This is a genomic window from Mesobacillus maritimus, assembly GCF_019749255.1.
Taxonomy (GTDB): Bacteria; Bacillota; Bacilli; order Bacillales; family Cytobacillaceae; genus Mesobacillus_B; species Mesobacillus_B maritimus_A.
This window is the reverse complement of the sequence record NZ_JACWFH010000012.1, coordinates 18979-32455: the sequence shown is the minus strand read 5'-3', so window position 1 is coordinate 32455 and position 13477 is coordinate 18979. Positions and strand designations below refer to the sequence as shown.

8 protein-coding genes are annotated in these 13477 nt (G+C 40.7%); 3 read left to right on the top strand and 5 right to left on the bottom strand.

The window, feature by feature from the left end:
- Positions 1–654 precede the first annotated feature (654 nt).
- The 3 genes from H0185_RS10600 (at position 655) to H0185_RS10590 (ending at position 4790) form a co-directional block, all read left to right on the top strand.
- Positions 655–1755 (top strand): 5-methyltetrahydropteroyltriglutamate--homocysteine S-methyltransferase, encoded by a 1101-nt coding sequence (locus H0185_RS10600; protein WP_221873466.1) that lies wholly within the window; start codon positions 655–657, stop codon positions 1753–1755.
- Positions 1756–1793: 38 nt separating this feature from the next.
- A complete protein-coding gene (locus H0185_RS10595; RefSeq protein WP_221873465.1) occupies positions 1794–3185 on the top strand; it encodes an MFS transporter in 1392 nt (463 codons plus the stop codon).
- Between the two features lie 336 nt (positions 3186–3521).
- Positions 3522–4790, top strand: a complete 1269-nt coding sequence (locus tag H0185_RS10590; protein ID WP_221873464.1) for a sensor histidine kinase — start codon at positions 3522–3524, stop codon at positions 4788–4790.
- A gap of 358 nt (positions 4791–5148) precedes the next feature.
- On the opposite strand, the gene H0185_RS10585 is transcribed toward H0185_RS10590, so the two are convergent.
- From H0185_RS10585 to H0185_RS10565, 5 genes are all read right to left on the bottom strand, one after another.
- Positions 5149–6897 (bottom strand): alkaline phosphatase D family protein, encoded by a 1749-nt coding sequence (locus H0185_RS10585; RefSeq protein WP_221873463.1) that lies wholly within the window; start codon positions 6895–6897, stop codon positions 5149–5151.
- Between the two features lie 510 nt (positions 6898–7407).
- Positions 7408–8568 carry a multiple monosaccharide ABC transporter permease gene (gene mmsB / locus H0185_RS10580; protein WP_221873462.1) on the bottom strand — a complete coding sequence of 387 codons (1161 nt, stop codon included), beginning with the start codon at positions 8566–8568 and terminating at the stop codon, positions 7408–7410.
- 6 nt (positions 8569–8574) lie between these two features.
- Entirely contained in the window at positions 8575–10104 is a 1530-nt protein-coding gene (gene mmsA, locus H0185_RS10575) for a multiple monosaccharide ABC transporter ATP-binding protein (protein WP_221873461.1), read from the bottom strand.
- A gap of 471 nt (positions 10105–10575) precedes the next feature.
- Positions 10576–11646: a multiple monosaccharide ABC transporter substrate-binding protein gene (chvE, locus tag H0185_RS10570; RefSeq protein ID WP_221873460.1), complete on the bottom strand. Its 1071-nt coding sequence runs from the start codon at positions 11644–11646 to the stop codon at positions 10576–10578.
- A gap of 269 nt (positions 11647–11915) precedes the next feature.
- Positions 11916–13475 (bottom strand): response regulator, encoded by a 1560-nt coding sequence (locus H0185_RS10565; protein WP_221873459.1) that lies wholly within the window; start codon positions 13473–13475, stop codon positions 11916–11918.
- Positions 13476–13477: the final 2 nt, after the last annotated feature.

Genomic DNA, 13477 nt, shown 5'->3' with positions numbered 1-13477 from the left:
CTTAATCACTTTTGTCCCGGTAGGATAGGTAGACAGCCACGTAGAAGATTGGTTTTATAATAAAATAGCAAAAACGAAGCGATAACCTCATTGGTGATGATTAATACTTAGGGACAAAGTCCTGTAAGGCTTGATAAATTAAGTTGGTTTTGATCAAACGTTTGATTAATAGAGTTGGAAAAAGGTATGCCGAGAAAATAGTGGAACAAATGAATCATCCCGAGACTCCTAAAATGCAAATCATACGAAGACCGATGTGGGCTATTAAGAAGAAAAGGGTGGGGCTTCCAAGGACAGATGAAGCCGAGATCAAGGTAGGAATCACCAAGAAATCCTCTTCATAAGGTCGATGAAGACGGAATAAAGCTAGGAATTGCTAAGAAACCTGCTTCATAAGGTCGATGAAGCTGAAATCTTGTAAGGTATCGAAAAGAACCCAGATTCAAAAACCGATGACCCACGAAATCTATACGAAGTGACTTTTACAGTGGTTTTGGACCATTTCCAGCTTCCCTAGATGCAAAGTGCCTGTCCCCTTGTCTCACCGTTATAGTTTTTAGCTATAACAACTTACAGCTTTTATCAGTTACGCTATAACTCTTTTTTCATGGTAGTATACAACAATAGTATTACATAAGAGAAAGAGGGATTTGAATGAAAACAGCTAGTCAATCAATTTTCCGTGCGGATCAGGTTGGAAGTCTATTACGATCCGATGCAATTAAAAATGCGCGCTTGCAAAGAGTGGAAGGGAAAATCTCTGCAGAACAACTTCGTCAGGTTGAGGATACTGAGATTGCAAGAATTGTGGAGAAACAGAAAGAAGTGGGTCTAGAAGCGGTGACCGACGGTGAATTCCGCAGAGCTTGGTGGCATTTTGATTTCCTTGAAAACTTAGTCGGTGTGGATGGCTATTGGGCAGGGAACGGAATTCAGTTCCAGCAAAAGCAAACAAAGTCTCGGGCAATTAAAGTTACTAGTAAACTAGATTTTGGACATCATCCAATGCTGGAAGATTTTAAGTTTCTCCATCAAGCAGCTGGAGATCATACAGCGAAGTTTACGATTCCAAGTCCGAGCATGCTTCATTTCCGTGGTGAAGTTGATCGATCCGTTTATCCGGATGAAGCGGAATTCTTCGATGATTTAGCTCAAACGTATAAAAAAGGGATTCAAGCATTTTACGATGCTGGCTGCCGTTACCTACAGCTTGATGATACAGCCTGGGCTTATTTATGTTCTGAGGAACAAAAACAACAGCTTCGCGCTAAAGGATTGGATCCTGATTATTTAATCAAAATGTACCTAGAGACACTGAACAAAGCGGTTGCGGACCGTCCAGATGATTTGAAGATCACAATGCATATCTGCCGCGGGAATTTCCGCTCTACTTGGATTTCTTCAGGCGGATACGAACCGATAGCGGAGCAATTATTTGGACACTTAAATATCGATGGCTTCTTCCTCGAATATGACAATGATCGCTCAGGTGGATTTGAACCACTTCGTTTTGTTAACAGACCAGATTTGAGCATTGTTTTAGGCCTTGTTACTTCAAAATTTGGCGAACTGGAAGATAAAGATGTCATTAAAAAGAGAATTGAAGAAGCAGCACAATATGTTGATTTAAATCAACTTGCGCTTAGTCCACAATGCGGATTTGCTTCTACTGAAGAAGGAAACTTGCTAACAGAGGAACAGCAATGGGCGAAGCTTCAGCACGTTGTAGAAATTTCAAAGGATGTCTGGAAATAAAAATGTAAGAGAATACAAGCAAGATGAGGAGGAAGCCAATGCGTATCGTTCAGACCTCTCAGGTGATCGCTGAAAGCAAGTTTAATAAGTTTCATCTAGTCGTTTTTCTATGGTGCTTTTACGCCATTGCTTTTGATGGCTATGATATTGCCTTGTACGGCATCGGCTTGCCGATGATGGTGGAGGATTTTCAACTAACTCTTGTAGAAGCGGGCGCAATTGGAAGTTACACGCTGGTTGGGATGATGATTGGTTCCTTCCTCCTTGGTTCGCTAGCAGATGTAATTGGTCGAAAAAGAATTCTTGCCATTTGCATGGGAATATTTAGCGTCTTTTCTCTTTTAGCAGGGTTCGCACCCAATGCACTTATTTTTACAATTATGCGTTTTATTGCCGCTTTAGGGATGGGTGGTTTGATGCCCGCTGTTATTGCGGTCATGACCGAATACTCTCCTAAGAAAAACCGGGCACTGATTGTCGCATCCATGTATACTGGCTACTCAATCGGGGCGATTCTGGCTTCACTCATCGGAATGTACCTAATGGAAAGCCTGGGATGGAGATTTTTATATTGGATCGGGATTATCCCGCTCTTTACACTTCCATTTTTCCTAAAATTCTTTCCTGAATCGATGTCCTTTCATATTTTACGGAATCAAGGGGATAAGATTGCTGGGATCCTAAATAAAGTCAATCCGAAAGGGAAGTATCAGGCTACAGACGATTTTGAATATGCTAGTGTGAAGGAGCGCACAAAAGGTTTTCCCGCCAAAAAGCTGTTTTCCGACAATCGGGCCGTTAGTACGCTAGCGTTTTGGGCGGTTGTATTGAGTTGCCTTCTCATGATCTATGGCCTTAATACATGGCTTCCGAAAATCATGCAGAGCTCAGGATATGGGATATCTTCCAGCTTATCCTTCAGCCTTGTACTGGGAGTTGGCCAAATCGGCGGATCCTTGCTGGGCGGTTATTTAGTGGAACGATTGGGGCATCGAAAAGTGTTGATGTTCATGTTTCTAATCGGGGCAATCTGCTTTGTGTCTTTAAGTGTTACGACCCATGCGCTGTTGTTATACGTGTTAATCGCGATTGGCGGGGCGTGCACAGGCGGGACGCAAAACCTGGTGAACCCCTATATATCAGAATTCTACCCGCGGGAAATCCGCACAACAGGACTTAGCGTCACAGTTGGGATTGGTCGAATTGGAGCCATCATGGCTCCTCTCATCATTGGACTCCTGCTCGCAACAAATCTGGAGCCACAGCAGGCGTTCATGGCATTCGCCATCCCTAGCATAATCGGCGGCCTAGCCCTTATGCTCGTCCAAGAAAAACATGGAAGCTTCGACAGAGTTGGGACAGAGGGACAGGCACCTAGTCCCGGTAAGGGGATTATGAATTATTCCGAGAGGGCAGGGGGATCCTTGTAAAAGAATCCTCGCAGTTAAGCTCCACCTGTTAAAGTAATACGCAGCTACGCAGCCTACCAATTTATAGAAAAAATAACAAAACCGGTTGGGTTCCCCAACCGGTTTTGTCATAACTTTTATTTAAATTGTTAACGAGTTTGTCTTATAAACGTTATGCTTTATAGTAGATGCTTGAAAGAGATTTAAGAGCAGGGGGACAGGACACGGTGCCTGTCCCCTTGTCTCAAAAGTTAATTTAATATTTACGCCTTATAATTCAGAATGTAAACTATAGGAGTTGCCTATTGTTTGTTCTTTTTGATTATGTCGGAACTTAAAAGATTAGGAGCCAATATTATGGGGTTTGTTTATATTAATCACCATGTTTTAGATAATCTTTTTTATATTTTAGTAGGTTTGTTTGCTTATTTTATCTTAATCGATCATTCAAAAAGATTGAAACGGTATAAAAGGACGCTGATAACTGCGTGTATGAGCGTTCCAATTATTCTATGTATGAGATTTTCCATTTATATTGATGAATATTGTGTTCACGATTTAAGGCAGATTCCTCTTTTCATCGGAACCCTTTATGGCGGATGGCCTGTAGGGGCCGTTTTGTTAGTCATCACATTAATAGGAAGGTTTTATCTATATGGATTCAATTTTCTTACACTGATTGTTTATCTTGTGATTTTTGTCGCAACGGCCCTTTTTGCCAATCAGTTCAATGGGTTCAAACGTAAGGGGAAAGTGCTGGGATCCTCCCTGCTTGCTTTCGTGGTTGGAGTCCTGACCACGCTTATAGCAGTTTCATTCTCTGACTTCTTTCAAGTAACAGAGGCTTATTTATTTTATTTTGTCCTTATGCCTCCATTCGTTATGTTTACTTTCGTCTATTTGGCTGAAATCATGCAAGACGCCATTAGTATTAAGCCCAAAATGGTAAAGTTAGAAAAAATGGAAGTGGTCAGCCAGCTTGCTGCAAGTATTTCCCATGAAGTTAGAAACCCATTAACAGTAGTGAAGGGATTTATTGATTTATTAAAGGACCCAAATCTGTCTCAAGATAAGCGGGACGAGTATATTGAACATATCAACCGAGAGGTCCAAAGTGCTGAATCGATTATTAGTGATTATTTAGCATTTGCGAAGCCCGCTACTGAACAAAAGGATCCTATTTTCGTCGACCGTGAAATAAGTAGTATTCTTCAAATGATTAAACCTTGGGCGAATATGAAATCGGTCCGCATATCAGATGAGTTGTCTCCTGGAGTGATCTACGGGAATACACAGCATTTTAAGCAATGCTTTTTAAACTTAATTAAAAACGGGATAGAAGCGATGCCTGAAGGTGGAGAGCTTCGAGTCATTACTTCTACAAGTAAAAACCATATAACGATTAAAATAGAAGATTCCGGGGTTGGAATGACAAAAGAACAGCTTACCCGCTTTGGTGAACCTTATTACAGCAGTAAAGAAAAGGGGACAGGCTTAGGCTCTATGGTCGTCGTCCGCACGATACAGACCATGAACGGGACTCTTGATATCAACAGTGTCCTTCATAAAGGAACCACCATTACAGTAAAACTACCAGAAATGGCAATCAGACGTCCGCTGAGTTGAATGGGACAAGGTGGTACCTATTCCCGACGTAAAGGAATGAACACCCATATGAATTGTGAGGGAAATCGTTTAAACCGGCAGAGAGGTATAGAGGGGGAGCGATGATTTATATCTTTTTTGAATCATCCTTTTCGGTTAAGATACAATATTATCTCTGAAAGATAGTGTTGTAGCATCGGTTATTAATAATAGAATTCTAAAAATCACAAACCGGTTGGATTCCCCAACCGGTTTGTGATTTCAATAAGGTAAAAGATTGAAGGGATAAAATTCTTATCCAAGACAAGCCTTAAACCGTAGAGTCCTAAATAAGCATAGGTGCGGGGCAGGGTGACAGGGTGCCTGTCCCCTTGTCCCACTAATTTTTTACCTTCTCCCGCTTTTTCTTCATCTGTTTTTCATGTGCACGTTGGTGAGCGCGATGGCGGTCTTCTTCTACCTCATTGGATATTTGGATCCCCATTGGGACTGTTGAAGTAGCGATTTCTTGTATTCCTTTTTGGTTCTTTTCATAAATAAAGGAAGCTCGAGTGGATATATCCGCTCCTGGCTGTTTGACGTAAGGAAGTACACGGTAGTCAGCACGCCACTGTTGCGGAGTGACCCGGCAGCGTACATAGCCCCGGAAATTGTTAAAGAACTTGATATTTTGATTTTGCGCTAACGTTTTCTCTGTATCAGCTCGCCAGTCGGACCCATCTGCCCCAGAAGAAATTGAGGTACCCACAAATTCTGCTCCGAAGATTGGCGCATCTGGATTATTATAATCGGTCATGAGATTGGAGGCCCAGCTTGCATGAACATCGCCTGTCAAGACAATCAGGTTGTTCATGTCTTTCTCGGTGACGAAATTGGTGATTCGTTCACGGGCAGCTGGGTAACCATCCCAAGAATCCATGCTGAATGTTGGAGCATCGCTTGTCCCAAAGTTCCGCTGGGCAAAGAAAATTTGCTGTGCGAGCACATTCCACTGGGCGGAAGAGCCTCCAAGATGATTGAGTAGCCATTTCTCTTGTTCTGTACCTAGGAGTGTCCGTTTAGGATCTAATGATTCAGGAGAATGGGGTTTGCTTCCATCGCCATTTGCTTGATCATCGCGGTATTGGCGCGTATCTAAAACATAGAAGGAAGCTAAATTCCCATAATTGAAATCCCGATATAATTGCATGCCGCCTTCATGTGGAAGGGAGGACTTGCGAAGCGGCATATGCTCGTAGTATGCCTGGTAGGCTGCGGCTCGGCGTTTGACGAATTCCTCCACAGACTGCCCTTTTTCAGGAGTCACATTGGCATAGTTGTTTTCAACCTCATGGTCATCCCACGTCACAATCCATGGAAATGCCGCATGTGCCGCTCTCAAGTCTGCATCTGAGCGGTATTGTGCATATCGGTTGCGGTAATCTTCAATACTGATGATTTCTTCGCCATTATGAGTGCGGACATTGCCGCCGGATGCTACATATTCATTTGCCCCATATTCATAAATATAATCGCCAAGATGGAACACTAGGTCTAAGTCTTCATTGGCCATATGTTTATAAGCTGTAAAATAGCCATGTTCAAACTGCTGGCAGGATGCAAACGCAAAGGTCAGGCTTGAGACAGGGTCGCCTTTGGCTGGAAGAGTTTTAGTTCTTCCAACGGGGCTGAGTTCGTTTCCACTTTTAAAACGATAATAATAAACTGTTTTCGGCTTCAAGCCGGTGACTTCAACGTGAACGGAATGGGCAAGAGCTGGAGAGGCTTGTTCGGTCCCACGCTTGATTACATTGCGGAAGTTTTCATCCGTTGCAAGCTCCCATTGAACAGGAACCACATGAGATGGCATCCCGCCGCCATTCAGCGGATCTGGAGCCAATCTTGTCCATAACACAACGCTGTCAGAAAGTGGGTCACCGGAAGCCACACCTAAGGTAAACGGGTATTGGCTGAACTTCGGTGCCGCATCAACGGAAAACCCACCTAACGACTGAGCAATCGTTAGACCGAGGGAAAGCCCCGCAATCTTCCCGGTCGTTTCGAGAAACCTACGGCGGTCCATATTCTTGCTTAACGTTCCTTCATTCAATTTCTTCATCATTTCTTCTAAAGTGCGATCATTTGTCATTTGGTATCCCTCCTTGAAATTCACTAACTGGTAAACAGTATAGAGGGGAAATGTTAATGGGATGTAAATATATGTAAAGAGGAATACGAGACTTTAAGAGAAAGGAGAGAAAATAGAATTAGTACATAAGTAGCGAATGAATCAATTTCAACATTTCGTTTAAAAAATACCCACATTCCCAGCCCAATGGCACACGACAAAATAAGTCTTTATTATTGTCATTCTTCATAAAATCTTAAAAAAACATTAAAACTTGGGACAAGGGGACAGGCACCTTGTCCCAAAAGGGATTTAATCGTTTACGAGATATAAACGTTTTCTCCCATTTTTCCTGACTGCTATTTATCTATCTCCCTCAGCTAAGCGCCAAATCAGACCTAAAGATAGAGTTGAAGCACTTCGAAACCTTTCGATCATAGAAAATCAAAAACCGGTTGGATTCCCCAACCGGTTTTGTTTATTGCTTTAAAAGAATTTTATTAGAACAGGCGACACGCTGTGCCTATCCCCTTAAGATTTCTTCTTATTGATAATATCAAACGCAACTGCTGCTAGTAGTACTAAGCCTTTAATGGCTTGTTGCCAGTCGATTCCTAGACCAAGGATGGACATCCCGTTGTTCATGACACCCATTACTAGACCACCGATGACGGCGCCAACGACTGTACCTACACCGCCGTATGCAGATGCCCCACCGATGAATACAGCTGCGATTGCATCAAGTTCAAAAAGGTTACCAGCTCTTGGAGTTGCTGCATTTAGACGAGCTGCGAAGATTAAACCAGATAAAGCAGCGAGCACACCCATGTTTACGAAAACACCGAAGGTTACTTTTTTCGTTTGAACACCAGATAGGGAGGCAGCTTTTAGATTTCCACCAACAGCGTAAACATGACGACCAATAATGGTCTTTTTCATTACAAACGTATACGCGACAATGATTGCAAAGAGGATAACTAAAATGTTTGGAAGCCCTTTATACGTTGCTAATACGTATGTGAACGTATTGACTACTGCAAAGATTGCGACAAGCTTTGCATAAAATAACCCTTTTGAACCTACTTCGAAGTTATATCTCAATTGGTTGTTACGACCTTTGATCTCTAATCCAATCAAGATGAGGGAAACGGCCACACCAATGATGATCGAAAGGATATGAATGTCAGTTCCACCGAAAAAGTCAGGAAGGAAACCGTTACTGATTTTTTGGAATGACTCTGGATATGGCGCAATGGATTGACCTTGTAAGACAACTAATGTTAAACCTCTAAATAGTAACATCCCCGCAAGGGTTACGATAAAGGCTGGGATCCCAACATAAGCAATCCAGAAACCTTGCCATGCACCGATTAAGGCACCAACAGCAAGACAGATGATTGTAGCAAGAAACGGGTTCATTTCCATGTTAATCATTAGAATCGCTGATATCGCACCAACAAAGGCAGCAACCGAACCAACGGATAAATCAATATGACCGGTGATGATGACGAGCACCATTCCAACTGCTAGGATGAGAATGTAACTGTTTTGTAGAATAAGGTTGGTAATGTTTAAGGGCTTTAATAGCGTTCCGTCCGTTAAAACTTGGAACAATAAGGTAATTAAGACTAAAGCAATGACCATACTAGATTGCTTTAGGTTCTTTTTTAATAAACTAGTAATTGAATTCATTATGAGTTACCCCCTACTATTTGTCATATACTTCATGAGAACTTCTTGTGTTGCGTTAGCTTTCTCCACTTCACCAGTGATCTGTCCTTCACTCATGACGTAGATTCTGTCACACATCCCGATTATTTCTGGGAGTTCGGATGAAATTACGAGAATTCCTTTTCCTTGACTCGCTAACTCATTCATAATCGTATAAATTTCATATTTTGCGCCAACGTCAATTCCTCTTGTTGGTTCATCTAAAATCAGAAGGTCTGGTTCAGAGAACATCCATTTACTTAAAACAACCTTTTGCTGATTCCCACCACTTAAATTCCCGACTGTTTGGTTTACACTAGGGGTCTTAATATTCATTTTCGTACGGTATTCTTCAGCTACGACATACTCTTTGCTATCATTGATTACATTTTTACTAGCAATCTTGTTTAAGCTTGCGAGAGAGATATTTTCTTTTATATCATTCATTAAAATTAATCCGTATTCTTTGCGATCCTCGCTCACATAGGCAATTCCTTCTTTAATGGCTTTCGAAACAGTAGATAAATCTAATTGTTTGCCATCTTTATAGACTTCGCCAGTTGTCTTTTTGCCATAGGATTTCCCAAAGATACTCATCGCAAGTTCGGTTCTTCCTGAGCCCATTAACCCAGCAATCCCAACAATTTCGCCCTTTTTAATATGGAGATTGACGTCTTTTACGATTTGTCGTTCACTTTGGATTGGGTGGTACGTATTCCAATGTTTCACTTCAAAGAAGGTTTCACCTATGTTTGGTTGTCTTTCTGGATAACGGTTTGTTAAGCTACGGCCAACCATCCCGTTAATAATTCGATCTTCTGTAATATCTGCTGTCGCGATCGTTTCAATGGATTGACCATCGCGGATGATGGTAACAGAATTCGCTACTTTTTTAATTTCATTTAATTTGTGAGAAATAATAATCGATGTCATCCCTTGAGTTCGTAATTCCATCAAGAGGTTTAAGAGATTCTCACTATCATTTTCGTTAAGTGCAGCTGTTGGTTCATCTAGAATGAGGAGCTTTACATTTTTCGACAAAGCTTTCGCAATTTCAACTAATTGCTGCTTTCCAACACCAATATCTTTGATTAACGTATTAGGTGATTCCTGCAAGCCAACTTTGATTAGTAATTCTCTAGCTTTGCTAATGGTTTCATTCCAGTTAATTACACCTTTACTCGCTTGTTCATTGCCAAGAAAGATATTTTCAGCAATGGATAGCTCAGGAATCAGTGCTAATTCTTGGTGGATAATAACGATCCCTAAATCTTCACTTTGTTTAATATCCTTAAATTCACATAGTTGGTCTTTAAAGAGAATCTCTCCCTCATATGTTCCGTAAGGATAGACCCCACTTAGTACTTTCATTAAAGTGGATTTACCTGCACCATTTTCCCCGCAGATGGCATGAATTTCCGCTTCGACAACTTTTAAATTCACGTTATCTAAAGCCTTTACACCAGGGAATTCTTTTGTGATGCTTTTCATTTCTAAAATGGTTGATTCCGATTTCATATCATCACACCCTCTTGTTTTTCAGAAATAGTAGTCTATATCGCAACTAGTAAGATCGAACAGTTACCAGTGGAAATTCCTAATTTATTGAATCATTTAGCATTCGGTTGAAATGCGTTCAAGTATTTATAAAAATAAAGAATGATAGTAAAAAAAGTTCTTTATTAATTTGGGACTGTGTTAAAGAACATGTTGATTGGAGCGGAAGGCACGAAGACTCCTGCGGGAGTACGGGGCAGGGGAGACCCACAGGCGCTTATAGCGCCGAGGAGGCTCCACGGGCACGCCCTAAGGTGCGCGAAGTGCCTGGAGCGGAAATCAACATACTCATCTAACACAGCCAACCTATTATCGATTCTTTTCAATTGAGTATTTAGTTACCTAATAACATTTCTTCATAGTCCTTATCTAAAAAAGGAGTAATCACCACCAGGTTAATTACTCCAGCATATCCTTTTGTTCAATGATCAATTATTGAAGCTGATCTTCTGTATAATATCCGCTGTCAATGATGACTTCTTTATAGTTTTCAGCATCTACGTATACTGGCTCTAATAGGAATGAAGGAACTACTTTTTTACCGTTATCGTATGTTTTCGTATCATTCACTTCAGCTTCTTCTCCAGCAACAATCGCTTGAACCATTTCTACTACTTTTTCTGCTAGTTTACGAGTGTCTTTAAATACTGTCATAGACTGGTCACCAGAGATGATTGCTTTCAATGATTGAAGCTCAGCATCTTGTCCAGTGATGTATGGCAGGTCAGTGTAGCCAATGTTCTTAAGTGCAGAGATGATTCCAATTGCTAGTCCATCATTTGGAGATAATACAGCGTCTACTTTATCGTCTGTGTAGTATGTGCTTAAAAGGTTATCCATTCTTGATTGTGCGTTTGCAGCACTCCAAGTCATCGTGGAAACCTTATCCATGCCAACTTGTCCACTCTTCACCACTAATTTACCTTCGTCAATGTAAGGCTGTAATACAGACATTGCACCATCATAGAAGAAGTATGCATTGTTATCGTCCGGAGATCCGCCGAATAATTCGATGTTGAATGGACCTGCTTGGTTTTCTAAATCTAACGCTTCAACAAGGTAATTCCCTTGTGTTACACCAACTTTGAAGTTATCAAATGTTGCATAATAAGAAACGTGCTCAGAACCTTTGATTAAACGGTCGTAAGCGATTACAGGAATTTCCGAATCAGCAGCCATTTGAAGGACGTTTGTTAATGCCTCACCATCGATGGCAGCAACGACAAGAACGTCAACGCCTTTTGTAATCATGTTTTCAATTTGTGATACTTGCGTTTCAACCACATCTTCTGCATATTGCAAATCGACTTTATAACCAGTTTTTTCTAATTCCTTTACCATGTTGTCTCCGTCGTGTACCCATCTTTCAAGAGACTTAGAAGGCATTGATACACCGATGAATCCAGCTTCCTCTTTTGAACCAGAAGCTTTGTCGCCTCCGCCACAAGCTGTTAAGACCGTAGCGATTACAACTGCGATCAATAATAGACTTAGTTTCTTCATGTTATTTCCCCCTCTTTATAGGTTTAATGAAATCGCTTACAGTCTTCATTTTATGGTACAAAGGTCATTAATAAAATCTAAAAGTATAGCAAATTAATATGTCTTTCTTGAAAATATTAGATTTGCAGAATGTTAATTGTGCTAATCTTCAATATTTATAGGACTATTTTAATGATGTAGCATTTTTTTAATCAAACCTTGGCGGTAAACATAAAAAAGTTCTAGCCAAATGCTAGAACTTTACTCTGCAATGATGAAAAACTTTTACTCTAGTAAACGGATTGTCGAAAATCACTTGGGGTAACTCCTGTGTATTTTTTAAACACTCGACTAAAGTAATTAGGGTCTTTATAGCCAACATGAAAACAGACTTCTTTTACACTTTTTTGCATTGAACGAATGAGTTCTTTTGCGTGTTCAACCCTTAATTCTGTTAAATAATCAATAAATGAACATCCTGAACGCTCTTTAAAGGTTTTACTAAAATACTGAGGGCTGAGATTCACAGCCTCGGCTACTTCTTCTAGCGTGATGGCCTTGTCAAAGTGATCTGCAATAAATTCCTTTGCCTGGACCATGATATCCCGAGATTGTGAGTAATACATCGAATGAATGTGATTCGCGATACTCAATAGTTCTTCCTGAAGTTTAAACACACTGTTTCCTTCTAATAAATGTCGGTTAACGGCAATCGAAATGCCTGAGTCCATAATTTGGCGGCTTAATAGAACTAAAAACTCAGAGATTTTCTCTTCCATTTCTTTTGTATTTTTCGTATAGGCAACAAGGGAGTCGAGATATTTTTTAAAATGAGTAGGTACGTCATCGACATGCCCCGAAGTAACACCATCCAATAATTTCTTCTCCAAATCGTAAGGGTAGGTATTCTCTTGCTGATTCTCTTGATCTGCTAGTAGTTGACTATAGAAATGAACTTGATAGGGACGTTTGAGAGAAGAAAGAGTATAGAGTGCTTCATGGTAGGATTGTACAAACTTTTCAACTTCATCATATATACGCCCAATCCCAATCGAGAACTTGAAGTCTGGAAAGGCTTGTCTCATCTTAGAAATCAGTTCCCTTCCAGACGCCGTCGCCAACTCCTTCAACTTTGGTTTCTGACCTATATTTTTTTCATCTACCTGAATCAAGATCGGGATTTTATTCATCGTTTCCTCTCCCAAGAAATAGCTTGGAAAGTAGTGGTTCAATCCTGATTGGATATAAGAGATAAATTCACTAGGTTCATGTTGGGTGAGCGTTTCATTCTTTTTCAGCCATTCTACGACCATCACAAAGCTTTCCTTCTGGAATGTTTCCTCTAAATCTAGTGCGATGACATTTTGTTTGTTCGAAGCTTGCATGAACATTGATGTGATGACGCGTGACTGGACAATCGATAACGCACGGCGATAATTATCCTTTAACGTGAGTTCTTCCGTTCTTTTAGCTTTTTCCTGTTCAATTTCCTGTATGGCTTTCTGAAAGGGCTCGATAATTTCTTCACGGTTATAGGGTTTAAGGATATAGTCCTGTACGCCAATTTTCATCAACTGTCGCGCGTATTCGAATTTGTCAAACGCGGTTAACATAAAAATGTTAACGGAACGATTCATCTTCTTCATTTCTTTTGCCGCTTCTACGCCATCAATACCAGGCATTTTTATATCTAAAAAGATGATATCTGGTCGAAATTCTTCTGCTTTTAAAATAGCGGAACGGCCGCTGTCTGCTTCCTCAATTTCAATGGAGGGGAAGTTTCCCTTAAGAATCATTTCCAGTCCTTTTCGCTCGATTGCTTCATCATCCACGATTAATACCCTATACATGG